General features: G+C 56.9%; 20 protein-coding genes. 12 read left to right on the plus strand and 8 right to left on the minus strand.

Annotation, left to right across the window (positions count from 1 at the left end; genetic code table 11):
• Positions 1-138 precede the first annotated feature (138 nt).
• From preA to VH413_05535, 10 genes are all read left to right on the plus strand, one after another.
• On the plus strand, positions 139-1,266 hold the full coding sequence (gene preA, locus VH413_05490; GenBank protein ID HEX3798136.1) for an NAD-dependent dihydropyrimidine dehydrogenase subunit PreA: 1,128 nt from the start codon (positions 139-141) through the stop codon (positions 1,264-1,266).
• Between the two features lie 280 nt (positions 1,267-1,546).
• Positions 1,547-2,092 carry an IS200/IS605 family transposase gene (tnpA, locus tag VH413_05495; protein HEX3798137.1) on the plus strand — a complete coding sequence of 182 codons (546 nt, stop codon included), beginning with the start codon at positions 1,547-1,549 and terminating at the stop codon, positions 2,090-2,092.
• A 206-nt stretch (positions 2,093-2,298) separates the two neighbouring features.
• A complete protein-coding gene (locus VH413_05500) occupies positions 2,299-3,789 on the plus strand; it encodes a CoA-acylating methylmalonate-semialdehyde dehydrogenase (protein HEX3798138.1) in 1,491 nt (496 codons plus the stop codon).
• Between the two features lie 44 nt (positions 3,790-3,833).
• Positions 3,834-4,184, plus strand: a complete 351-nt coding sequence (locus tag VH413_05505; protein ID HEX3798139.1) for a hypothetical protein — start codon at positions 3,834-3,836, stop codon at positions 4,182-4,184.
• Positions 4,185-4,187: 3 nt separating this feature from the next.
• Positions 4,188-5,570, plus strand: a complete 1,383-nt coding sequence (gene hydA, locus VH413_05510) for a dihydropyrimidinase (GenBank protein HEX3798140.1) — start codon at positions 4,188-4,190, stop codon at positions 5,568-5,570.
• A gap of 343 nt (positions 5,571-5,913) precedes the next feature.
• Complete coding sequence (locus VH413_05515; protein HEX3798141.1) at positions 5,914-7,389, plus strand: NCS1 family nucleobase:cation symporter-1; 1,476 nt, start codon at positions 5,914-5,916, stop codon at positions 7,387-7,389.
• A gap of 118 nt (positions 7,390-7,507) precedes the next feature.
• Positions 7,508-8,848 carry an aminotransferase class III-fold pyridoxal phosphate-dependent enzyme gene (locus VH413_05520; GenBank protein HEX3798142.1) on the plus strand — a complete coding sequence of 447 codons (1,341 nt, stop codon included), beginning with the start codon at positions 7,508-7,510 and terminating at the stop codon, positions 8,846-8,848.
• A gap of 7 nt (positions 8,849-8,855) precedes the next feature.
• Positions 8,856-9,668 carry a urate hydroxylase PuuD gene (locus VH413_05525; protein HEX3798143.1) on the plus strand — a complete coding sequence of 271 codons (813 nt, stop codon included), beginning with the start codon at positions 8,856-8,858 and terminating at the stop codon, positions 9,666-9,668.
• Positions 9,669-9,806: 138 nt separating this feature from the next.
• Entirely contained in the window at positions 9,807-10,430 is a 624-nt protein-coding gene (locus VH413_05530; GenBank protein ID HEX3798144.1) for a sigma-70 family RNA polymerase sigma factor, read from the plus strand.
• 73 nt (positions 10,431-10,503) lie between these two features.
• Positions 10,504-10,791 (plus strand): hypothetical protein, encoded by a 288-nt coding sequence (locus VH413_05535; protein HEX3798145.1) that lies wholly within the window; start codon positions 10,504-10,506, stop codon positions 10,789-10,791.
• Between the two features lie 4 nt (positions 10,792-10,795).
• Here VH413_05535 and VH413_05540 read toward each other — a convergent pair whose 3' ends face one another.
• Positions 10,796-12,064 (minus strand): redoxin domain-containing protein, encoded by a 1,269-nt coding sequence (locus VH413_05540; GenBank protein ID HEX3798146.1) that lies wholly within the window; start codon positions 12,062-12,064, stop codon positions 10,796-10,798.
• A gap of 180 nt (positions 12,065-12,244) precedes the next feature.
• Between VH413_05540 and VH413_05545 the strand changes: the two genes are divergently transcribed.
• Positions 12,245-12,844: a pyridoxamine 5'-phosphate oxidase family protein gene (locus VH413_05545; protein HEX3798147.1), complete on the plus strand. Its 600-nt coding sequence runs from the start codon at positions 12,245-12,247 to the stop codon at positions 12,842-12,844.
• Between the two features lie 4 nt (positions 12,845-12,848).
• A complete protein-coding gene (locus tag VH413_05550) occupies positions 12,849-13,277 on the plus strand; it encodes a nuclear transport factor 2 family protein (protein HEX3798148.1) in 429 nt (142 codons plus the stop codon).
• On the opposite strand, the gene VH413_05555 is transcribed toward VH413_05550, so the two are convergent.
• The 7 genes from VH413_05555 to VH413_05585 form a co-directional block, all read right to left on the minus strand.
• Positions 13,219-14,799 carry an ATP-binding protein gene (locus tag VH413_05555; GenBank protein HEX3798149.1) on the minus strand — a complete coding sequence of 527 codons (1,581 nt, stop codon included), beginning with the start codon at positions 14,797-14,799 and terminating at the stop codon, positions 13,219-13,221. The genes VH413_05550 and VH413_05555 overlap by 59 nt on opposite strands.
• Positions 14,800-14,804: 5 nt before the next feature.
• On the minus strand, positions 14,805-15,458 hold the full coding sequence (locus VH413_05560; GenBank protein ID HEX3798150.1) for a hypothetical protein: 654 nt from the start codon (positions 15,456-15,458) through the stop codon (positions 14,805-14,807).
• On the minus strand, positions 15,451-17,616 hold the full coding sequence (locus VH413_05565; protein ID HEX3798151.1) for a response regulator: 2,166 nt from the start codon (positions 17,614-17,616) through the stop codon (positions 15,451-15,453). Before VH413_05565 ends, VH413_05560 begins: the two co-directional genes overlap by 8 nt.
• A complete protein-coding gene (locus VH413_05570) occupies positions 17,613-19,616 on the minus strand; it encodes a CHASE sensor domain-containing protein (GenBank protein HEX3798152.1) in 2,004 nt (667 codons plus the stop codon). The genes VH413_05565 and VH413_05570 overlap by 4 nt, the downstream gene beginning before the upstream one ends.
• Complete coding sequence (locus VH413_05575) at positions 19,616-20,257, minus strand: YfiR family protein (GenBank protein HEX3798153.1); 642 nt, start codon at positions 20,255-20,257, stop codon at positions 19,616-19,618. Before VH413_05575 ends, VH413_05570 begins: the two co-directional genes overlap by 1 nt.
• Before the next feature lie 5 nt (positions 20,258-20,262).
• Positions 20,263-22,263 carry a TonB-dependent receptor gene (locus VH413_05580; protein HEX3798154.1) on the minus strand — a complete coding sequence of 667 codons (2,001 nt, stop codon included), beginning with the start codon at positions 22,261-22,263 and terminating at the stop codon, positions 20,263-20,265.
• A gap of 200 nt (positions 22,264-22,463) precedes the next feature.
• Positions 22,464-23,645, minus strand: a complete 1,182-nt coding sequence (locus VH413_05585) for a fibronectin type III domain-containing protein (protein ID HEX3798155.1) — start codon at positions 23,643-23,645, stop codon at positions 22,464-22,466.
• Positions 23,646-23,745: the final 100 nt, after the last annotated feature.

A 23,745-nucleotide genomic window follows, 5' to 3' on the forward strand; every position in this document is an offset into this window, starting at 1 on the left:
GTATGCGTAATAATTATTTTCGCGAGCGCAACTGATTTTCTTTCCTTCGGCCTTCCCTTATGCCATAGATAGGCCGTTGCCGGTGCGGCCCGCGAGTAAAAAATGCTTTAGCAAATCAAAAATTGAAAGACTAAATCTATGCCAACCCTTGCCACGACCGTTGACGGATTAAAATTGCCGAATCCCTTTGTCATCGGCTCCGGCCCGCCCGGCACGAACCTCAACGTGATCTTCAAGGCGTTCCAGGAAGGCTGGGGCGCGGTCATCGCGAAGACCGTGAGCCTGGATGCTTCGAAGGTCGTCAACGTCACGCCGCGTTATGGAAAATTGCTCGCGCAAAGCGGCGAAGTTGTGGGCTGGGAAAATATCGAGTTGATCAGCGACCGGCCGTTCAAGCTTTGGGAGGACGAATTTAAAAAATGCAAAGACCAATTTCCCGATCGCATCCTCATCGCTTCCATCATGGAGGAATATCGCAAGGACGCGTGGGTGGAAATTGTGGAGCGCTGCCAGAACGTGGGCGTGGATGCGTTTGAGTTGAATTTTTCGTGCCCGCACGGTTTGCCGGAACGCAAGATGGGCGCGGCGATGGGGCAGGACCCGGACGTGCTGGAGGAAGTTTGCGGCTGGGTGATGAAGGCGGCGAAGATACCGGTGTGGGCGAAGATGACGCCGAACGTCACGCACATCGAAGACCCAACGCGCGCGGCCTTGCGTGGCGGCGTGACGGGCATCAGCGCGATCAACACGATCCGCAGTGTCATCGGCGTGAATCTGGATACGCTGCGACCCGAGCCGAGCGTGGAAGGTTACACGACGCCGGGCGGTTATTCGTGCAAGGCGGTGAAACCGATCGCGCTGCGGATGGTGATGGAAATCGCGCAGGTGATTCGCCACGAATTTCCCGGGCGTTCGCTGTCGGGCCTTGGCGGGGTCGAGAGCGGGAACGACGCGGCGCAATTTATTTTGCTGGGCTCGGACACGGTGCAGGTTTGCACGGGCGTGATGAAATTCGGCTACGAATGCGTGAAGCCGATGTGCGAGGAATTGCTCGCGTTCATGGAGAAGCATCAATTTGAAACGCTCGCGGATTTCAAGGGCAAGAGCCTTGATTATTTCACGACCCACGCCGACCTGGTGAAACGCCAGCAGGAACGCAAGGCCGCGCAAAAAGCCGCCGCCCCGAAAAAAGACGTCGTGAAGGCCGATGGCGAATGGCGCGGGGATGAATTCGTGAAGCAGTCGGATGCGCTGTCGCGCGGCTAAAAAATCAAATCTGTGTACGAGTTTCGGAATATGGATAAGCGCATGGAAAAGGCGGCAACTTATCGTTGTCTGTGTTGTGGCGAATAAAAGGTCTGTGAGAAAACCGCTTACAAATGAGATTTAAGGAAAACCAAATAGATTCGTCTGCTACGCAATACTTTTGGAAATCGCGATTTGTAGTGTCGCGCATGTTCATCCAACGCTTCTCATTAACCCCCAGCTTTAGGTGGGGGTCGCACGAGCGCGTGACGCAGAAACCGTTTTAACGGTTTCCCTACCCATGTCACACAACTCCTACTCGCGTTGCTGGCTCCATCTAGTGTGGGCCACGCATGCTCGTGAGCGTCTGCTGCCGCCGGGCGCGGCGGTGAAAGTTTCCGACTTCCTGACTCAATATGCGCGGGACAAGGGGCTGTACATGAAAATAAATTTCGTGAATGCCGATCACGTCCATACATTGATTGATCTTCCAACGAATATGACCATTGAGGACGCGGCGCAATTATTCAAAGGCGCTTCGTCGCATTGGATCAACTCAAGCAACCTGATTCGTGGGAAATTTGCGTGGGGAAAAGGTTATGGCGCCTTCTCGGTTTCGCAATCGGATGTGGCGCGCGTTGCTGAGTATATATCCGACCAGGCGGAGCATCATCGCACCAAGTCTTTCGCTGAAGAGTATGAGCGGTTTGTGAAGGTGTATGGGTTGGTTTGGCGCGGGGAGGAAACTGTTAAAACGGTTTCTGCGTCGCGCGCGTCGGTGGTCCCCTCGCTGAAGCGAGGGGTTAATGAGAAGCGCTCGGTTGGTGGGCGCTCTCGACAAATGTAAAAATAGTCGCGAACTGTAATTCATCATGAACCTAATTCAAACCGTTGCTTTCAACCATACATGCGATCGTCTTCGGAAGGTTATGCATGGTTTTGTTTAATTATTTCGGTGTGGGCACGCCAGAGCCAAACCGTAATGACGTATCAAGTCAAAAGCATGAATCAAAAATTTGTGATCGGGATTTTTTAATTTAGAATAATTGAATTATGAGCACTCTTACACCTTGCCCGCATTTTATTGGCGGCGAATGGCGCGCCGCGACGGGCGGCGCGACGACGCCGGTTTTTAATCCTTCCACTGGCGAGGTCATCGCTGAATGTCCGGTCGGCACGGCGGCGGATGTCAAGGCGGCAGTGGAGGCGGCGGCGGCGGCGTTTCCGGCGTGGCGCGATACGCCGCCGGTCGAGCGCGCGCGGGTGTTCTTCCGTTTGCGCCAACTGGTCGAGCAAAATTTCGACAAGCTTTGCCAGGTGGTTACGCGTGAGCACGGCAAGACTCACGCCGAGGCGCGCGGCAGTGTTTTTCGCGGCATCGAAAATATTGAATACGCTTGCGGCATCCCTTCGCTGCTCATGGGCGACACGCTGGAGAATCTCGCGCGCGGGGTGGATTGCGAGACGCATCATCAGCCGCTGGGCGTTTGTGCGGGCATCACGCCGTTTAATTTTCCGCTGATGGTTCCGCTATGGATGTTTCCGGTGGCCATCGCCTGCGGAAATACGTTTGTGCTCAAGCCGAGCGAAAAAGTTCCGTTGAGCGCGATCCTGCTGGGCGAACTGCTGGAGCAGGCGGGCTTGCCGAAGGGCGTTTTCAATATCGTTCACGGCGGGCGCGACTGCGTGGACGCCTTGCTCACGCATCCGCAGGTGCGCGCGATTTCGTTTGTCGGTTCGTCGCCGATTGCGAAATACATTTACGAAACCGGGACGCGCAATGGCAAACGCGTTCAGGCCAATGGCGGCGCGAAAAATTACATCGTCATCATGCCGGATGCGGATATGGGGAAGAGCGTGGAGAATCTCGCGACGGCGGCGTTTGGTTGCGCGGGCGAGCGTTGCATGGCGGGTTCGACGGCGCTGCCGGTCGGCAAGGCGGCGGAGCGTTTGATGCCCGCGCTGATCGAAGCGGCGCGCGCCATCAAGGTTGGCCCGACGGACCGCGCGGCGCAGCCGGACATGGGGCCGGTCATCACCGCGCAGCATCGCGACCGCGTTTTGAGTTTACTGGCCAGCGGTGAGAAGGAAGGCGCGAAGCTGGTTTGCGATGGGCGCGAGGTGAAAATTCCCGACGCGCCCAAGGGTTTTTTCGTCGGCGCAACGGTCGTGGATAATGTGCAAACGACGATGACGCTGGCGCGGGAGGAAGTTTTTGGGCCGGTGTTGAATGTCATGCGCATGGAGGATCTTGACCAGGCGATTGCGCAGGCGAACAAATCTTCTTTCGGCAACGGCGCGAGCATTTTCACAAATTCCGGCATGGCGGCGCGGGAGTTCAAGCATCGCGTGAAGGCCGGCATGGTAGGCATCAACGTGGGTGTGCCCGCGACGATGGCGATGTTCGCGTTCACGGGTTGGGACGATTCCTTCTACGGCGATCTGCACATCCAAGGGCGCGAAGGCGTGCAATTTTTTACGCAACAAAAAGTTGTCACGACGCGCTGGTTTAGCGAAGGTGTGGGGGATGTGTGGAAAAAATAATACCAGAAAGATCAGATCGGATCTGAGCAAAACGAGGAACGGCCGTGCCAGGTGAGGACGCGGCGCAATTCCATCAAATAGTGCTGGCGGCGGATGAGTTGCCGGCGTGGGTTCGGGAAAATGTTGGCAATGCCCGAAGCATTGATCAGCATGTTCTCAATCAAAGCTATCTTGATTTTTTGAAGGAACAGATTTCGCTTTCGCTGCGAGGTCCCAAGTGGTCGGAAGAGATGCAGAAACGCCACGATATTCTGGCGCCATTGCGCGGCAAGAAATTGATGAGCGGCATCATTATCGCCGGGGCGGACAACTGCTATCTCAAGCTGGATCCTGAAGCGAAACGCGTGCTTTATTGGGACATTTATCAAACCAAGAAAAAACCGGCAACCCCCTGAATTATGTCGCTCTTGATAAAAAATGGCGAGATCGTCACGGCCAGCGAACGCTACGTCGCGGATATTTTTTGCGAAGGCGAAACCATCACGCGGATTGATCGCAATATCGCCGCGCCCGCGGGCGCCGAGGTGATTGATGCCACCGGCAAATTTGTCTTTCCCGGGTTCATTGATCCGCACGTGCATATATATCTGCCGTTCATGGGCACGTATTCGAAGGACACCTACGAGACGGGCAGCAAGGCCGCGCTCGCGGGCGGCACGACGACGCTGATCGAGATGTGCTGCCCGGCGCGGCAGGACGAGGCGCTGGCGGGATTTGAATTGTGGATGTCGCAGGCGGCGGGAAAATCGGCGTGCGACTTTACGTTTCACATGGGCGTGACGAAGTTCGACGCGAACACGGAAAAGCAACTGCGCGAAATCGTGCGCCGCGGCATCAGTTCGTTCAAAATTTTTCTGGCGTACAAAGGCGCGTTCGGGATTGACGATGCGGAGTTGTATCGCACGCTCAAGCTCGCGAAGGAGTTGGGTGTCATCGTGACGGCGCATTGCGAAAACGAAACGCTCGTGGCGGAGCGGCAAAAAGAATTGCTCGCGGCGGGCAAGACCGATCCGGCGCAACATCACGAGAGCCGTCCGCCGATCGTGGAAGCCGAAGGCGTGCACCACTTGATGACGTTCGCGGAAATCACGGGCGCGGCGACTTACATCGTGCATTTGAGCTGTGAAGAGGCGTTGAAGGAAGCGATTGCGGCGCGCGAACGCGGCGTGCGCGTCAATGTCGAGACGCTGATCCAATATCTCGTGCTCGATAAAAGTTACGCGGAGAAACCGAATTTTGAGGGCGCGAAATACGTGATGTCGCCGCCGCTGCGCGATGTGAAAAATCAAACGGTGTTGTGGAATGGTCTGCGTTCCGGTTTGGTGAATACAGTCGCGACGGACCATGCGCCATTTGATTTCAACGGCCAGAAACCAATGGGCAAAGATGATTTCACGAAGATTCCCAATGGCATTCCGTCGCTGGAGGAACGCGTCAATTTGCTTTACACGCATGGAGTGAAAACGGGGAAGATTGATTTGCATACGTTCGTGAATGTGGGCAGCACACAGGTCGCGAAGCTGTTCGATTTGTTCCCGCGCAAAGGCACGATCCAGCCGGGCAGCGATGCCGATCTCGTGGTTTATGATCCGAATTATCGCGGCACGATTTCAGCGAAGACGCAGATGATGAATGTGGATTACAGCGCGTTTGAAGGATGGAAGCTTGAGGGGCGTCCGAGCGTGGTGACTGTGCGCGGAGAAGTCGCGGTGCGGGAGGGGAAATTTGTGGGGAAGGTTGGGCGCGGGAAATTTCTTGAGCGCAAGCCGAGTCATTTTTGATTATCTTTGCAGGGCGATAGTTAAATAATCTTCGTTGAGACTCGGCACACGGTGCATCATCAAGCGCGCCCCCTCCCCGGCCCTCCCCCGCAACTTCGTTGCAGGAGAGGGAGAAGAAGCGCGGGAGTTTTTGCGGTATTTTATTGCGTGTGCGAGCGGTGACTAATTTCCGCATGGGTGAATTTTAAGCTGGGGAAATAGTTACGGCTCGCGAGTACGCTCGCCCTCGCATTAAAACGGCGGCCATGGACCGCCGCTACAGTTTCAACGAGGGCTTGATTTTACGTGGGTTTCCTGCGTTCATCTTTTTCCAATGACCGCGCCGTCGCGGTTTTACCTACGAATGAATCCCACTGATATCGGGGCATTGGAACAAAGCTCGCTTTACAGCCCCGACCTCGCACCTGTCCCGATTGAGCGGCGCAAATGGTCCATGTGGAATTTCGCCGCGCTGTGGATTTCGATGGCGGCGTGCATCCCGACTTACATGCTGGCGTCGTCGCTGATCGGCGAGGGCATGAATTGGTCGCAAGCCATTCTCACGATCTTTCTAGCGAACGTCATCGTGCTCATACCGATGATTCTCAACGCGCACGCGGGCACACGCTACGGAATTCCGTTTCCGGTTTTTTGCCGCGCGGCATTTGGCACGAAGGGCGCAAATGTTCCGGCGCTGTTGCGCGCGCTGGTCGCGTGCGGATGGTTCGGCATCCAGACGTGGATCGGTGGAAATGCGATTTATAAAATTCTCGGCATCTTCGTGCCCGCGCTGGCGAGCGGCTCGGCGGCGAATGAATTCGGCATCACGCCGGCGCAGTTCGTTTGCTTCATGTTTTTTTGGGCGATCAACATGCTCATCATCTACAAGGGCATTGATTCCATTCGCGTGCTGCTGAGCATCAAGGCGCCGCTCCTGATCGTGCTGGGATTGGCGCTGCTTGCGTGGGCGTATCATTACGCGGGCGGCTTCGGGCCGATTCTTTCGCAGCCCTCGGTGTTCGCGCCGGGGCAGCCGAAGGCGGGACAATTCTTCGGATTCTTCGTGCCGGCGTTGACGGGCATGATCGGCTTTTGGGCGACGCTTTCGCTCAACATCCCCGACTTCTCGCGTTATGCGCGTTCGCAGCGCGACCAAGTGCTGGGGCAAACGATTGGCTTGCCGTTCACGATGGCGTTGTATGCGTTCATCGGCGTGGCCGTGACTTCGGCGACCACTATTATATACGGCACGACGATTTGGGACCCGGTGGACGTGCTCACGCGTTTCAAAAATCCGGTGGTGCTCATCATTGCGATGCTGGCCTTGTGCATCGCCACGCTCGCGACCAACATCGCGGCGAACGTCGTGAGTCCCGCGAATGACTTTGCGCATCTGGCGCCGCGAAACATTTCATTTCGCACCGGTGGGTTTATAACGGGTATCATCGGTGTGCTCATCATGCCGTGGAAACTGGTGGCCGATCCTTCGGGATATATTTTTACCTGGCTGGTGGGTTATAGCGCGTTGCTCGGCCCGATTGGCGGGATCCTGATTGCGGATTATTTCGTTTTGCGGAGGCGGCAACTTTCGCTTACTGATTTGTACGATCCTGAAGGCGCTTATGTTTATACGAGCGGAATAAGCTGGGTGGCGATGGTTTCGCTCCTGCTCAGCATCTTGCCGAACCTGCCGGGATTTCTGATCACGATCAAAGCATGGCCGGCATCATGGCCCGCGCCGGAATTTTTTGTGACGCTGTACAGTTACGCGTGGTTTGTGGGTTTTGGGTTGGCGTTCGGACTCTATATCGGGTTGCGAAAAATTGCCGGTGCAAAATAACTTCATTGGCACAGCAAAATTAATACTACGCATGCGTATCTCTATTTCCACAAAAGCATTCGTTTGGCTTGCCTGCCACCGCATGCGAGCGTAAGCTTTCTTTTTATATTATCGAGTTATGAAAACACCGACATTGCCCGCTTTTGATTATCAACCGAAGCCTTATACCGGACCGTCGTCCGAAGAAGTTTTGCGTTTGCGCAAAGAGTTTTTGAGTCCCGCGCTTTTTCTTTATTACAAAAAGCCGGTGATGTTTGTCGAAGGCAAGGCGCAATATTTGTTCGATGAAAAAGGGCGGCGTTACCTGGACGGCCTCGGCGGCATCGTCACCGTCAGCGTGGGGCATTGCCATCCGCACGTCGTGGAAGCGGTGCGCAAGCAAAATGAAACGCTCCAGCATTCGACGACGATTTATTTGCACCCGAACATTTCCGAGTACGCGCAGAAGCTCGCGTCGAAAATGCCGGGTGATTTGAAGGTGGTGTATTTCGTCAACTCCGGCTCCGAGGCGAACGACCTGGCGCTGCTGATGGCGCGCGCCTACACGGGCAATTACGACATGATCGCGCTGCGCAATTCGTATCACGGCGGCAATTCCTCGGGCATGTCGGTGACCTCGCACAACACCTGGAAATTTAACGTGCCGCACAGCTTCGGCGTGCATCACACCTTGACGCCCGATCCGTATCACGGCGCGTGGGGCCGCAACGATCCCGATGCCGGAAAAAAATACGCGGCGGATGTTAAGCAGGTGATTGAGTTCGCCACGTCGGGACAAGTGGCGGGCTTCATCGCGGAATCCATCCAGGGCGTGGGCGGCGTGGTGGTGTTTCCCGACGGTTATTTGAAACATGCTTATGAGCACGTGCGCGCGGCGGGTGGCGTGTGCATCGCCGATGAAGTGCAAGCGGGTTTTGGCCGCACGGGCACGCATTTCTGGGGATTCGAAACGCAGGGCGTGATTCCCGACATCGTCACGATGGCGAAGGGCATCGGCAACGGCTGTCCGCTGGCGGCGGTGGTCACGACTCCGCAGATCGCGAGCGTGCTGGCGAAGCGAATTCATTTCAATACGTTCGGCGGCAACCCGGTAGTTTGCGCGCAGGGCAAGGCAGTGCTCGAAGTGATCGAAAAAGAAAATTTGCAGGCGAACGCCTTGAAGATCGGCAATTACATTCTCACCGGGCTCGAAAAATTGAAGGCGAAATACAACATCATTGGCGACGTGCGCGGCAAGGGTTTGATGCTGGGCATCGAACTGGTGAAAGATCGCACGACGAAAGAGCCGGCGAAATCGGAATGCGCGCAGGTGGTGGAAGTCTGCAAAGACCTGGGCTTGCTGGTCGGCAAGGGCGGCCTCTACGGCAGCGTGATTCGTTTCGCGCCGCCGATGTGCGTGACGCAGGCGGACGCGGATTTCATGCTCGAAGTGTTCGACGCCGCGTTCAGCACGCTCTGACAATTAAATGGACCTTCATCTCAACGAATGGCTGCAACTGGCGTTTCGCTGGGCGCACGTCTTCGCGGGCATCATGTGGGTGGGCGCGACGTATTATTTCACCTGGCTCGACGGGCGGTTTGTGGAGCTGGAGGAAAAAGTGGCGAAGGGCGAGAACCCGGAGAAATACGTCTGGATGGTCCACAGCGGGGGGTTTTATCTCGTCGAAAAACAAAAGCGCCCGACGATGATGGGGCAGACGCTGCACTGGTTTCGCTGGGAGGCGGCGTTCACGTGGCTCACGGGAGTCGTCCTGTTTGTGATGCTGTATTATCACGGCGGGTTGATGGAGGAATTTGAAGATCCGAAACTTAGCAACCTTGCGGCGATCATCCTGAGCGTGGGAATGATCTTGGGCGGCTGGGTGATTTACGATTTGGTTTGGAAATTTTGCAAGCAGGAGACGGTGGGGATTGTCATTTCGTATTTGCTGATCGTGGCGACGGCGTGGGTGTCGTGCCATTACTTCGCGGCGCGAGCGGCATATTTGCAGTTGGGGGCGATGATGGGGACGATCATGGCGGCGAATGTGTGGATGGTGATTTTGCCGGCGCAAAAGCGAATGGTCGCCGCGCTGAAGGATGGCCGCGAACCGGATTATAACGAAGGCGCGCGCGCGAAAGGGCGCTCGAAACATAATTCGTTCATCGTCATCCCGGTCGTGTTCATCATGATCAGCAATCATTATCCGTTCACGTACGGGAGCAGTTATAATTGGATCATTTTGTCGGCGCTGGTTTTGGTCGGCTGGGGCGCGGCGAAGATGATTCGGCGGGCGTGAGAATTTTTGTGCACGGTTCGGCGGTCATAAGCCGCGGCTACAGAGGATGCTGTTATTCCCTTCACTTTCTTCGGTGGATGTGACAAATGTGAGTTGCGGATTAAACCCTTCCGCAACATATACACGCAAGCAATCAACGTGCAACCAACCGAACCGGACAAGCCGATAGATACCAAGCCGTCAACGGGTCTCTCCGACCCCGAGCGGTGGGTGGAAGCGTATGGCGATTATTTGTTCAAGTTCGCGCTGATCCGGTTGCGCGACGCCACGAAGGCGGAGGACGCGGTGCAGGAAACTTTCCTGGCGGCGTTGAAGGGCGGGAAAACTTTCGCGGGCCGGTCGGCGGAAAAAAGCTGGCTGGCGGGAATCCTTAAAAATAAAATTTACGATTATTATCGCAAGGCGAGCCGCGAGACTTCATTCACTGATCTGGAATTTTTTTCGCAGGATGAAGGCGAGAGTTTCGTGAACGACGGCGCGATCCGGGGCGCCTGGAACGGAGACGCGGCGCCGCAGGAATGGGCGCACCCGGGCCAGAGCCTGGATGACGAGCGGTTTTGGAAAACCTACCGCGATTGCTGCGATAAGCTGCCGAAAAATGTGGCGGCGGTTTTCAGTTTGCGCGAGGTGGACGGCGTGGCGAGCAAGGAGATTTGTGCGTTGCTCAAGATTTCCGACAGCAACCTGTGGGTGATGCTGCATCGCGCGCGGATGTCGTTGCGCCGCTGCCTGGAAACGAACTGGTTTGCCCACGAAAAATAAAATGAAATTGGATGTAAGGATTGTGAAGCCCGCGCGACGAAATTAAATGCGGTGTTGTACCCGCATGCTGAAAATGGACGCCGTTAAAAAAATCCTCGCGCTGATGCTGCCGTCGTGCCGGAAGGCCGCGGAATTGCAGTCGGAAGCGCTGGATGGGCGATTGCCGGTGTCGCGGCGGTTTGGGTTGTGGTTCCATCTGCTGCTTTGTAAGTGGTGTCGCGATTATGGCGAGCAGTTGCGATTTCTAAGTCATGCCGCGCACGATCAGCCGGATCATTTAGTCGAGGCGGCTTCGCAAAAACTTTCTGACGAAGCTCGCGAGCGGATAAAGACGAGGTTGCGGACGGAACGGCAGGATTGATTTTTCAACGGGTCGTGAGGGCGGCGGTTTGCTGAGCGGGGAAGGAGGCGTCGCGAAGCATGGCTTCCAAAGTCGCGAGTGAACGCGCGCCGATGAAGCGCCGGCGAACAACGCGGTTTGAATCGAGCAAGACATTTGTCGGCAATTCGAAGCCGTTGAAGCGCGCGCCGATGACGCCGTGGGGATCGAGGAGGATGGGGTAATTAATGCCGCGTGATTGGACTATGCGCGCGATCGTAGCGTGAATGCGCGCGATTGTGGCGTTGGGCGGGCTGTCGTTGGTGGCATTTTTGAACTCGATGTCGTCATCGTCTTCGGCGCCGACGCCGTCGAGACTGATGGCGACGATCACGAGATCGTTGGGATGATTTTTTTGCAAGGCGATGAGATTGGGAATTTCCTCCTGACAGGCGGTGCACCAGGTCGTCCAGAAATTCAGCAGCACGATTTTGTTTTTGAAATCGCTGAGGCGAACGGATTGGCCGGCGAGATTTTTCAAAGTGAAATCACCGGCGAGTGGATCTTCAGCGCGTGAAGGTAATGAAATGGAAATCGGTGGCGCGGCGGTGTTGTTGGATTGATTAGTGTGCCACCATGAATTCCATTTGTTTGCGGCGGTACGAATCGCCGCGAGTTTGTCCGGTTCAATCGTTGCAGAAGGATCGAGTGCGGGATCGTTCAAGATGTCGCGAACGCGCAGCCCGAAGTCGTTGCCGGTCCAGAGGCGCAAAACGGAATCCGCAGTTGCGGCAACGGTGGGATCAGGGTCATTCAAAGTCTGAAGCAACACGGGAATCATCTGCTTATTTTCCGTGGCGCGAAGATAGTTCAAACCGAGCAGACGGATTTGCGGATCGGCATCGCTTAATTGCGCGCGGGCGAAATCGAGGAGGCGCGGGCTCCTGGAAGATTGCAACAAGCCGAGCGCGCGCTCGCGGGCATTGGCGTCGGGATCAAGCGCGGCCTCGCTGATCAACGGCGTTTCGGATTGCACGAGAGACTTCGGAGCAGTTTTTAAATAATCGAGCGCGGCGAGGCGTTGTGGAATTTTGCGCGTGCGCCAAAGTTGCGAGATCAAAATATCTGGATGATGATCGCGTTGAATAAGAGATTTCGCTATGTCCTCATTGACAGTTTCCGAATGCAAGACGGCGTAGCGCAGAAGCTGATTGCGGATGGGCGAAAGCAAAACCAAAACGGCAGCGATAAAAATTAACGCGAACCAGATCACGAGGCGCTGGCGTCGGCGTATTTGGGCGAGGCGTTCAGACATGTTTGATTTTCATGATGACGGACTTGTCTCTTAGTCGCGGAGCATCGCTCACCTTACGGTGAATTTTTGGATAAATCCAGAATGCCGCGAGAGAACTGGTTCGGGCTCGTTTGACAAGCACGACAAGTAAGCGCACCTTCGCGGACGGGAAATGATTTACGAGTTTACCTCGAAATTTTTATGGCGGAAAAATTTCATGAATTAGCTTTCACGGATTCGGTGCGTCTCGCCCAAACGAAGTATTACGGCAAGGCGCAACGCGTGGAGGGCGCGCCTGAGCGTGATACACTGACGGACGACGAACTCGCGTTCATCCATGAGCGCGATAGTTTTTACATGGCGACGGTGAGTGAAACCGGCTGGCCGTATATGCAACATCGCGGCGGCAAGCCAGGATTTTTACGAGTGATCAATCCGAACGCGCTCGCGTTCGCGGACTATCGCGGAAACCGCCAGATGCTTTCCACCGGCAATTTGTCGGTGAACGACCGGGTGACGCTGTTTCTTATGGATTACCCACAGCGTGCGCGACTGAAGATTCTGGGACACGCGCGAGTCGAAGATGCGCGCGGGCATCCGGAACTCGTCCATCAATTTGCGGAACCGGAAGTTGAGAAAATCGTGGAGCGAATTTTTTTCATAGACGTGGTTTCATTCGATTGGAATTGTTCGCAGCACATCACGCCGCGTTACACGCGCGAGCAAATCGAAAGCGCCATCGCACCGATGCGGAAATACATCGCCCAACTGGAAGCGCAACTCAAATTGAACCAGGAATGACGCAATGAATTCAAAGCCGCCGTTGCCGCCCTTCACCGAAGCCACCGCCCGCCAAAAAGTGCAGGCCGCCGAGGACGCTTGGAACAGCCGCGATCCCGAGCGCGTGGCGCTCGCCTACACCGAGGACACCGAATGGCGCAATCGCGCGGAGTTCATCAATGGCCGCGCGCAGGTGGTGGAATTTTTGCGCCGCAAATGGAACCGCGAACTGGATTATCGTTTGAAAAAAGAGTTGTGGGCGTTCACGAACAATCGCATCGCCGTGCGGTTCGAGTATGAATGGCACGATGACGCGGGCCAGTGGTATCGCTCGTATGGCAATGAGAATTGGGAGTTCGACGAGGCGGGCTATATGCGCCGCCGGTTCGCGAGCATCAATGATTTGCCAATACGGGAGCCGGAGCGGAAGTTTCGCTGGGAACGGCCGGGCTGACCGGCGCGGCGGGCAATTCCAAAACGAACGTCGCGCCGCGGCCCGGGCCTTCGCTGTGGACCGAGAGCGAGCCGCCCATTTCACGCGCGGCGAGGGCGCTGCTGTGCAGGCCGAAACCGTGGCCGTCTTTTTTCGTGGTGAAACCGTGGTTAAAAATCCGGGTGAGGTTCTCGGCGGAAATTCCGTTGCCGTTGTCGGTGAGGCTGAGGCGCACCTTGCCGCTGCCGTTGGTGATGCGCATGGTCATTTGTTTGTCGAGGACGCCCGCCTCGTCGCAGGCCTGCTTGGCGTTGCGGATCAAGTTCACCAGGATTTGCAAAGCCTTGTGTTTTTCACCCAGCACGGTCGGGGCCGGTTCGGCGTACTCACGGACAAAACGGACATCGTGGCGCGCGAGGGCGCTGGCGTTCATGCGGACGGCGTCGTCAATCAAGTCCGAACATTTGAGCGTCTCCGTGACACCGGAAACCTTGGCGTAACTTTGCTGCGTAGACACGATGTCTTTGACGTGGTCCACATTTTTCGCGAGATGACTCAGCTCCGTAAGCAGGGTGGTTTTTTCGTCGGCGAGATGCTGGCTAAGCTGGGTGAGATAAGCGGGAATCTGGCGGCCCTTGGGATCGTTGGAAAGGAATTCGCCGAGGTCGTTGGTATGTTCCTTGAGCAACCCACTGACGCGGGCAACGCTGGCGGCTTTGGAATGGCGCACGAGTTCGGAGATGATACCCGCCGAGACATTGATGCTATTGAGGACATTGCCGACATTATGCAAAACGCTGGTGGCGACTTCCGCCATGCCGGCGCGGCGCGAAACATTGACAAGTTGATGGTGGCTTTTTTCAAGCTCGCGGGTGCGGTCGCGGACGACGCCTTCGATGTTTTCATTGAGGCTTTCCAAACGCGCCTGGCGTTCGGCGACGAGGAAACTTTCGCCGAGACTTTCGCGGATCGAGATGTAGAGGAAAAAATCCTCGAACAACACCCAGGCGGCGTGCTCGGTCCAGCGCCACGGGCTGCTGGTGAGAACACCAAAAATGGATTGTGGCCAGAAAGTGCCGCGCACGAAATGGTCCAGCGCCACGACGACCGTCGCGGTCAGGAGCACTTTCCAATCGCGATAAAACGCGAGGAACGCCAGCGAGCCGAAAACGTGAAAGTGAGTTTCAATGCGGCCACCGGTCAGATGAATGAGCAGCGCGGACATGAGCATTTGCCCAACGGCGAGTATGTGGCGGGTCAGGGGACGGCTCGGGTATCTCATGGCGATCCACGCGGGGAAGCCACAGATGATGCCACCGATGAAAATCGCCGCCCAAACGTGGAGGTGCGTCGTGCTCTGCGCGCCAATCCAGGTTTTCGGCGAGATGCAAAGAGCCAGGACAATACCCAGGATCCATTGAAAAAGCATCAGCTTGGCGAACATCAAGTCGGTGCGGTGGCAGGTCCGTTCCTGTTGCTCGGCGAATAATTCATCGGCGCGCCGGGTAAGAGCGTTGACTTTCAAATCACGTAATGGGGTCATTGGGTTCATTGGTTAGTGGTGGCTGAACATTCAAAAAGCGAGCAGCCGAAGACACGGGTTTGAATCTGCTTTTGCGAAATTAATTGGCCGGACAACAGCGCTTCAATGGCATCGCGGCCGGCATTATCGCCCGAGTGCCCGCGCGCGCTGGTGATGCCGCCGTTAAAAAGGAGTTCGCCGGCGGGCGAATAGAGCCGTGTATCGCCGGACGTTTCTGAACCAAAAATATGCGCCTCGCGGCCGTCGTCGTCGCGATGCACCGTGACGCCCGGAATGTGCGAGGCATCCCGCCAGAGATCGGTGTTGACCCACTCCTCAGACATGGCGGCGGGGCGAAGAAAATATACGTCGGCGCGGACGCGGCCCTGGCAATGCGCCATGAGCAGGCCAAGTTCGCCGATGGTCGCGCGCGAGCACGGGCAATGCGGATGCACGAACATGACCAGCGCGGGGTGGCCGTTGGTGGGCGGTTGCAGGGCGCTGCTTTTGGGCCAGATGGCGGGCGGTTCGCCCGGAGCGCTGGGCGTGTTGGCATAAGCCATTAAAATCCAGGTCCCGCCCAGCGCCAGCGCGAGCCAGATCACGGCCAGGACAATCGTGGAAAAATTTCCCGCGCGCACCGGTGAAGCGGATGGATTGATTTTGGTTGAATCAGGCATGCATCAACTCCATCGCGGCGGGTTTTTGCACGTCGAGCAATTCGTGAAGCGCGGTGAGCAATTTTTCCGCGGTGTAAGGCTTGGCCAGGAACGCCTTGATGCCGAGCGATTCCAACTCGCGCGCGCGCGGGCTGCCGGCGAGATCTTTGCCGAGGCCGCTGGAGGCGATGATTTTCACGCGCGGGTCAATGCCTCTCAACGCCTGCACGAGCGCGATGCCGTCCATGCCGGGCATCATGATATCGGTCACGACGAGATCAACGGGGCGTTCATTTTTCGTAAAGACGTTGATGGCTTCGCGGCCCTGGTTGGCGGCGCAAACTTTGTAACCGTGCTGCTCGAGCATCGAGCGGGTGGCGGACACGATATTGGTCTCGTCATCCACGAGCAGAATCGTCTGGCCCTTGCCGCGCGGAAGTTCGTGCGCGCCGGAGGCCATGCTCTTGCGCGCGACGGCGGGGGAAGCGGGCAGGTAAACGGTGAACGTCGAGCCGCGCCCGACTTCACTGGAAACGGTGATGATGCCGTGATGGCTCTTGACGATGCCCAGGACGGTGGACAATCCAAGGCCGGTGCCTTTGCCAAATTCCTTCGTCGTGAAAAACGGGTCGAAGATCTTGGTGAGGTTGGCGGCGGGAATGCCTTCGCCGGTGTCCGTGACTTCGAGGCGAACGTAGGGCCCGGGAGGAATTGGCGCATGATTGGCGGCGAACGCCTCGTCCATGATGAAATTATCCGCGCGCAAGGTGAGCTTGCCGCCGTTGGGCATGGCGTCGCGCGAATTGATGCAGAGATTCAGGAGGATTTGATGGATCTGAGTTTTGTCGCCGATGAGCGGCCAGAGATTGGCGGGAGCTTCCACGCCGATCGCGAGGTCCTTGGAAAAAGTCTGGCCGATGATGCGGGACAATTCGCGGAGAACTTCGCCTGGATTCACGGCCACGCGTTCGCCGCTGACGCCGCGGCCGAAGGTCAGGACCTGCTGGATGATTTCCGCGCCGCGTTTGACGGAGGACTCGATGCGGTCGGCGGCCAGTTCGCGCTCGGCGGGCTCGGTCTCGCCGCGCAGCAAGCCGGCCGACATGAGAATCGGCGCGAGAATGTTGTTGAGATCGTGCGCCATGCCGGTGGCGAGCGTGCCGATGCCTTCCATGCGCTGCGAGCGGAGGAATTGCGCCTCGAGCTTTTTCTTTTCGGTCACGTTGTTCGCGAGAACCAACTGCGCGGGGTGTCCGTCAAACACGATGGGGCGGGAAATGATTTCGACGTCCATCACTGAACCGTCGCGGCGACGATGGCGCGTGGGAGCGGAGGCGGAAACTTCCGGCGCCGTGCCCGCCTGGAACGACGAGCCGAGCGCGTCCACCGGAACACAAAGCTGCTGGGCGTTCATCGCGAGGAAATCGGCGAGAGTGAAACCATATTCCTGAATGGCGGTTTCGTTGACGGCGAGAATGGCCCGGGTCTGCCCGTCCTGCACCCACATGGGCAGCGGATTTTTGCTGAAGAGCAACTGATAACGCTCTTCGCTCTGGCGCAGGTTTTCAGTGACCAGCTGGCGCGCAGTCATTTCCGATTCCAGCGCGGCGTTGGTGGATTGCAAAACCTGGGTGCGCTCCTGCACGAGTTTTTCAAGCGTGTCGAGTTTCAGCCGCGCCTGTTGATGCAGACCCCATTTTTTGGTGAGCGCATTGGCGAGTTGCAACACTTCGACGGAGTCAAACGGTTTCTTGAGAATCAATAGTTGGTCCGAATGATTCAGCCGCGCGGACATGTCGTCCCACGAATAATCCGAATACGCGGTGCAGATCACGATTTGCAAATCGGGACAGGCTTCCCAAAGTTTGGCGGCGGTCTCCACGCCATCCCAGCCGGGCGGCATGCGCACATCCACGAAGGCGACGGCGTAAGGGCGGCCCTCTTTGACGGCCTGCTCGGCGAGCGCGAGGCCTTCCTGGCCCTGGTAGGCGGAATCGAGTTCGAAATTCGTCCGCTTCACGGCGCGAGTGGGTTCGTCGAACAAAGCGGCTTCGGCATCTTCCAGGCCCGTGGTCGCTTGCGCGCTCGAAGAAAGGATTTTGCGAAAGTCATCGTGGATCGCGCGATTGTCATCAATCACGAGAATGCGATGGTTGGTTTCGGTCAATGAGTTGGTCATAATTTTTGTTCGCGTACAGGTTGCCGGGGAAATTCGAGAGTGAAGGAAGCGCCGCGGCCCGGGCCGTCACTATGGACGGTCAGGGAACCGCCGAGTTCGCGGGCGGCGAGCGCGCCGCTGTGCAAGCCAAAACCGTGGCCTTCCTTGCGCGTGGTGAAACCGTGGTTGAAAATGCGCGTGAGATTGCGCGCGGGGATGCCGACGCCGTTGTCCACGACGGAAATCTTGATCTGGTCATCACCGTTGGCCTTGACGCGCAGGGTCATCAATTTTTTATCGGGGTGGCCTTCGTCGAGCGCGTATTTCGCGTTGCGGATCAGGTTGACGAGAATTTGCAGGACCTTGTGCTTGTCCACCGTCGCCATGACAGGATCGCCATATTCGCGGACGAGCGTGACTTCGTGGCGTTCGATGGCGCCGGCGTTCATGCGCACGGCGTCCTCGACGAGGTCCATGACATTCAGGGTTTCCGAAGTGCCCGAAACGCGCGCGTAACCTTGCTGCATGGAAACGATTTCCTTGATGTGCTCGATGTTGGTCGAGAGAGAACCGAGTTCGTGGATGATCTCCTGCTGCTCGTCCTTGAGATGGACGGCGAGGTCGCACAAATAACCCGGTAACTGTTTGCCCTTGGGATCATTGGTGAAGAACGCGGCGAGGTCATGCTTGTGCTCATAGATCATCGCGGCGACCTTGGACAAATTGATGACGCGCGAGTTGCGGATCTTTTCCGAGACGACGGCGTTGGAAACATTCACGCTGTTGAGGACGTTGCCGACGTTGTGAAGGACGCTGGTGGCGACTTCCGCCATGCCCGCCTGGCGGGAAGTGTCAATAAGCTGGCGATGGGTCGAAACCAGTTCGGCCTCGGCGCGGCGGCGTTCCGTGATGTCGCGGAAGCACCACACGCGGCCGATACTTTCGCCGTTGAGACATTGCGGCTGGGAATCGCGCTCAAACGTACGGCCATCCTTGAACTCAAGAATGTCGTGGCTCTCCACGTCGGGATTGCCGTAAAGCTCATGAACGCGCGCCAAAAAACCGGAACGATCCTTCATCTGGTTCGAGGCGAGCGGGATAATGGTATCCGTGCCCAAAACAATCTGGTCATGGGGTAGGCGCCACATATCCAGGAATTTTTTATTATAGCTGCAAACATTTCCCTGGCGGTCGGTGACGATGATGCCGTCCGCGGTTCCGTTCAGCGTGGCATTGAGGACGGAAATGGAGGCGGCCAATTCCTTGGTGCGCTCGGCAACGCGTTGTTCGAGATTTTCGTGGGCGGCTTGCAGAACCTGGTCGTGTTTTTCGATTTGCTCGAGCATGCCGTTGAAGGCGTTCACGAGCACGCCGAGTTCGTCCTCGCTGAACTTCACGGCGCGCAGGGAATAATTTTTGTCGCGCGCGACGGCGCTGGCGGTTTCGACGAGTTGCAGGATCGGCCCGGAGATAAGACGCTGAAGGCGGCCGGAAAGCAGGAACGCCGTGGAAAGGGTGACGAGAAAAACCAGCGAGACGATCACCGCGTAACGCTCGAGGCGCGCATAGAGGGCGTGCGTGTCGGACACGAGACAAACCATGCCGATGTTGTCGCCCTTGTAATGGATGGGCGCGAACAGGGTGAGCAGATTGCCGCTAAAGGAATAACCTTGCCCGGGAAGTTTGGGCGGCGTGAAAACGCCGTCATCGCCTGCGCGGTCAAACGTGGCAAAGATTTCGCCGTCCTTCAAGTAAAGGCAAGCGCCAACCATGCTGGGTTCTTTTTTCAACGCGGCGAGGGTTTCCTCGGCGGCTTTGGGGTCGTTGAAATCGAGCGTGGCGGCGGAATTATCACCAATGATTTCCGCCATCGTCTGAAGGTTGCGGACCATCGCGGCGCGAAAAGTGAAAATCTCATACGTGACGAACGCCGCGCACGCGAGCAGCAGCGCGACAGTCGTCGTAAGCATGATGATCAACATCTGCTTGCGCTGAATGGAGGCCTGGCGGAGGAGTTTCATTATGGTTTCCCCCGCACGACGTCGGCGACGCTGAGCAGCCGGGAACTGATTTGAAGGCGCGCCTGCTGGGCGGCGTGCAAATCAATTTCGAGGCGCACTTTTCCATCGCGTTTGGTGAAATTAATGATGCCGCCCTGTTGCGCGAATTGTTCCGTCTCGCCCACGGTCAGGACGGGCAGGCTGCGGACGCGCACAAGAACGTCCGGGGTGCGGCGCTTTTCGGACGCGCTGATAAACAGGATGTGGCACTTGGCCCAATCAGAATCGCTGGTGATGGGGCGGATGACAATTTTGCGGTCGTTCACCGTCTTGCCGGCAAGCGCGTGCTCGAGGTCATCGCCAAATTTATTTTCGCCAAGGATGCTGATGACGATGGGCGAATCGGGCTGGGCAAACGCCTCGGCGGGCCAGTCAATGTATTTGCTGAAATTCAGCAGAAAGAGCGCCTTGACCTGGTACTCGGTGAGCGCGCCGGTTTCGGCCTCGGTGATCGTGCTGCATTGGAAAAACAAGCTGAGCAACAGGAGAAGCTGAATCATCCAGCGCCGCCGCGAACCCGTGCCGGCAAACCACGCGACGACACCGCGCCACGCGGGACACGCGAGTCTCCCGGCCGGGCGGTTGGTGCGAGTGTGATTCATGTTCGCTAGAAACGGAAAGTGATTTTGCCGTAAAACGTGCGCGGGATTTCCGTAATCACGGGCGTGCGCGTGCTGCTGAACTCGGCGTGGTTGGCATCAAAAAGATTCTGGCCCCAGATGGAGAATTCCCAGCGCTGGTTGGGACGCCAAGTGATGCCGAGATCGCCGCGCGTGTAAGCGGGAATATTAAGGTCGGGAAGTTTGTCCACGTAATAGAGTGAGGCGTTCAATTCGATTTCGCGCGTGACGTTCAGGAAGGCGTGGAGCTGAAATTGATTTTGCGGACTGTCTCCGGCGGTGGCGTCGCTGGGGGACAGGTGCATGTGCAGATAGGAATAGCTGCCTTGCAATTTAAAGTTATCGCTGACGCGCCATTGGGCGGACAATTCCGCGCCGTAAGTATCAGCGGAACCGCCGTTGGAAGTCAGTTCGGGCAGGACTTCATGCGGCACAGGAGCGCCTTCAAAAAACGGCGTGCTGGGCGTGTTAATATTCAGATCGTGATAGACGTTATAAAATGTAGAGAGATCAAAAGATAATTGCTGAACGGGTTGCACGCGGTAACCGAGTTCGTAAGCGTATAATTCCTCGGAATGAAAATCAGTGTCGCCGAGGATACTGACCAGCGTCGGCAGCGGGACGGCGGGAGAAGGCGGAACGACGGCAAAATTATAACGCGCGTCCTGATCAATCCGTGCGGGCGTGCGAACGGAACGCGAAACCGCGCCCCAGACGGTTTGCTTTTCGGTGGGCGTCCAGAGCAGGCGTCCGCTGGGTTCGACTTCGAAACCAGTTTGAGTCACGTCCTCAAACTTCGAGCCGAGGATGACGTGAAAGCGGTCTTTGACGATGGAAATATCGTCCTGAACGAAGGTGTTGAAAATGTGATCGTAATCGCGTTGCGGTGTGAACGTCAGGCCGAAAGATGGCGGGGCATTTTCGACAGTGTAGCGGAGGCCAGCGCCCCAGACGATGTCCTGGCGTTCGCCCAGCGTGAAATGATGATGCAAATCGAGGTCGTAGGTATCGAGAAAATCTTTGCTGTCGGCATCGCTGTCGGCGGAATGATCGTAGTACGCCTGCAAGGTGAGCTGTGACGTTTCAGAAAAATCATGCGTCCAGCGGGCGAGGACATTATCGCCAGTCTTGAAATTCACGCCGTTGAACTGATTGACATAAGGCGGTGTCAGCGCGGGCAACTGGGCAAGGCCGCCCAGATCCGCGCGAAAATAATCACCTTGCAACGTGACGATATCGCCCGTGGCGGGTTCCCAATCCATGCGCGCGCCGCCGTGAAAAATATTGCGCGCGTCGGGCGTGTTGTTGCCCGCCGTGTCGGTGAAGCCGTCGTCATTCGCGTATTGTAGATAGACGCGATAGAAAAGATTCGTGGTGAACTGTCCGCCGTAACGGATGCTGGTGGAGGGCTGCTCCACATTGCCGCCGCTGGTGGTGACGAGCAGACCCTGAGTATCTTTAGAACTTTTTGTGTTGATGTTGACGACGCCATTGACGGCGTTCGCGCCCCAAAGCGTCGAGCCGGGACCGCGAATGACTTCGATCTGGTCGAGATCCTCGAGCACGAGATCTTGCATTTCCCACAGCACGCCGCCGAAAGCCGGATCGTAAATCGAACGGCCGTCCACCATGACGAGGAGCTTGTTGGCGAACTGGCTGTTGAAGCCGCGTGAACTGATGGCCCAATCGCTGGAATTGATTTGGGCGACGTCCATTCCGGGGACGAGGCGGAGGGCATCGGGCAAACTCGTGACTCCCGAACGGTCAATATCTTCAGGCGTGATGACAAAAATCGCGGCGGGAGACTGGCTGAGTTCGGTTTCCTTTTTGGCCACCGACGTGACGTGGATATTGACAAGCTGTTCGAGCGAAAGATCGGCGGCGTCCGAAAAGGACTTCGAACCCGCGTCTTCCGCGCGAACAACCTCGGCGGCAAGGCACGCCAGCAGCGCCAGCGCACCCAGACTATTTTTTAAAACTATATTCATTCGGTCCGGACCCCGCAAAAAGGCTGGACAGGCCGAAACAATTCGACCCGCCCGCCTAATCCAGCCTTTTTGCCCTGCGATCCATGTATTCCCATCTTGAAATCGTCAGAATGCGGCAGAACATGAATGCCTTGGCCGCTGATTTTTGTGTCAGCGGCCATCCTACGGAATGAAAATAGCTTGCGTTGAACGCAAGCTACTTATTGCGAGATGCTTGCACGGAAGAACTTGGCGGTGACGCCGGAGGAATTCGTGCTCGGAATCGTTTGCGAAAGACCGGTCAGGGTGGTGGAAGATTCATTCGTCCAGTTGCCGGAGGTCAGATCGGTGGTGGACTGAATCTGATAATTTCCCGGCTGGCCGTAAAGAGTCAGACTCGGTTGACCGCTAATAACCTGGAGTTGAAGGAGGGAACTGGAGCCGACGAAAATCAGCGAGGACGCGGCATTGGGAACCAAGGGAGTTTGCCCGTCTGCCAGTGAAGTGGTGATGGCGGAAGCGTAGAGCATGGTCGCGGCTGTGGTTTGATTGGCGACGGCGGTAATGGATAGTTGCACCAGAGGTTGACCGTTCGGCAGCGTGGAGCCATCAGTCGTTTGCACGGTGATGACGGAGTGCGCCGCGCCGGGCGGGTTCTGGGTGACGGCGACGTTTTGCGGAAATAAAGATTGGACGGAAAGGTTCGCGACCCAACCAGCCGGGGCGTCCAGGGTGAAGCTTAAATTGGTTGCCGGGCTGGTGGAAGACACGGTGACGTTCGCCGTGCTGGTTTGGCCCATGCCCACGACGGTGGAATCCACTTTGAGTTGCACCATGTCAGCCACGGTCACGGTGAACGTCCGCCAGGAAGTCAACGGCGGAACGCTGTCGTCGCTGACGAGCACGGTCGCCATATTCACGCTCCCCGCCTGTGCGGAGGAAGGCGCCCAGGTCAACACGCCGTTCGTGGGGTTCAGTTCCATTCCCGCCGGACCGGACACGAGCGTGTAAGTCAAGTTGGTCGAAGCGCCGGGCGTAACGGTGGAAGTGTTGGTGATGGTGAGAGTTTGGCCCACGGTCACGGTTTGATTGAAGATGGGATCAAGCGCGGGCGTGGTGTTGGTCGGAACGGTAAAAGAAACTTCGTCGGAAGGCAGGCTTTCCATCGCGGAGGAATCATAGGCCACGACGACGAAATAATAGGTCGTTCCCATGTTCAGCGAGGAGAAAGTGGCCAGGATATTCGAGCCGCAATCGAAGCGCGCATTCCAGTCGCCACTATTGGTGCTGTAATAAATCGCGTAACCCATCACGTTCGTGTCCGTGCTGGCATCCCACGCCAGGCTGATGTCCTGAGCACCGCGCGCCGGCGTGACGATGACCAAGGCCGCGAGCAGCCACAAAAATTGAAACCACGAAGCGGTCTTCCTAATCGAGTGTCGAGCAATTTCTAACATGCCCGGCACTCAAGCAACGCGAATTCCAAAATTTGCGATGTGTAAG

It is taken from the genome of Verrucomicrobiia bacterium, assembly GCA_036268055.1.
Classification (GTDB): Bacteria; Verrucomicrobiota; Verrucomicrobiia; order Limisphaerales; family Pedosphaeraceae; genus DATAUW01.

Excerpts from the sequence above, each read along its gene's own strand:
- preA (HEX3798136.1), top strand. The coding sequence starts at position 139 with ATGCCAACCCTTGCCACGACCGTTGACGGATTAAAATTGCCGAATCCC.
- tnpA (HEX3798137.1), top strand. The coding sequence starts at position 1,547 with ATGTCACACAACTCCTACTCGCGTTGCTGGCTCCATCTAGTGTGGGCC.
- VH413_05500 (HEX3798138.1), top strand. The coding sequence starts at position 2,299 with ATGAGCACTCTTACACCTTGCCCGCATTTTATTGGCGGCGAATGGCGC.
- hydA (HEX3798140.1), top strand. The coding sequence starts at position 4,188 with ATGTCGCTCTTGATAAAAAATGGCGAGATCGTCACGGCCAGCGAACGC.
- VH413_05515 (HEX3798141.1), top strand. The coding sequence starts at position 5,914 with ATGAATCCCACTGATATCGGGGCATTGGAACAAAGCTCGCTTTACAGC.
- VH413_05520 (HEX3798142.1), top strand. The coding sequence starts at position 7,508 with ATGAAAACACCGACATTGCCCGCTTTTGATTATCAACCGAAGCCTTAT.
- VH413_05525 (HEX3798143.1), top strand. The coding sequence starts at position 8,856 with ATGGACCTTCATCTCAACGAATGGCTGCAACTGGCGTTTCGCTGGGCG.
- VH413_05535 (HEX3798145.1), top strand. The coding sequence starts at position 10,504 with ATGGACGCCGTTAAAAAAATCCTCGCGCTGATGCTGCCGTCGTGCCGG.
- VH413_05540 (HEX3798146.1), bottom strand. The coding sequence starts at position 12,064 with ATGTCTGAACGCCTCGCCCAAATACGCCGACGCCAGCGCCTCGTGATC.
- VH413_05545 (HEX3798147.1), top strand. The coding sequence starts at position 12,245 with ATGGCGGAAAAATTTCATGAATTAGCTTTCACGGATTCGGTGCGTCTC.
- VH413_05550 (HEX3798148.1), top strand. The coding sequence starts at position 12,849 with ATGAATTCAAAGCCGCCGTTGCCGCCCTTCACCGAAGCCACCGCCCGC.
- VH413_05555 (HEX3798149.1), bottom strand. The coding sequence starts at position 14,799 with ATGACCCCATTACGTGATTTGAAAGTCAACGCTCTTACCCGGCGCGCC.
- VH413_05560 (HEX3798150.1), bottom strand. The coding sequence starts at position 15,458 with ATGCCTGATTCAACCAAAATCAATCCATCCGCTTCACCGGTGCGCGCG.
- VH413_05565 (HEX3798151.1), bottom strand. The coding sequence starts at position 17,616 with ATGACCAACTCATTGACCGAAACCAACCATCGCATTCTCGTGATTGAT.
- VH413_05570 (HEX3798152.1), bottom strand. The coding sequence starts at position 19,616 with ATGAAACTCCTCCGCCAGGCCTCCATTCAGCGCAAGCAGATGTTGATC.
- VH413_05575 (HEX3798153.1), bottom strand. The coding sequence starts at position 20,257 with ATGAATCACACTCGCACCAACCGCCCGGCCGGGAGACTCGCGTGTCCC.
- VH413_05580 (HEX3798154.1), bottom strand. The coding sequence starts at position 22,263 with ATGAATATAGTTTTAAAAAATAGTCTGGGTGCGCTGGCGCTGCTGGCG.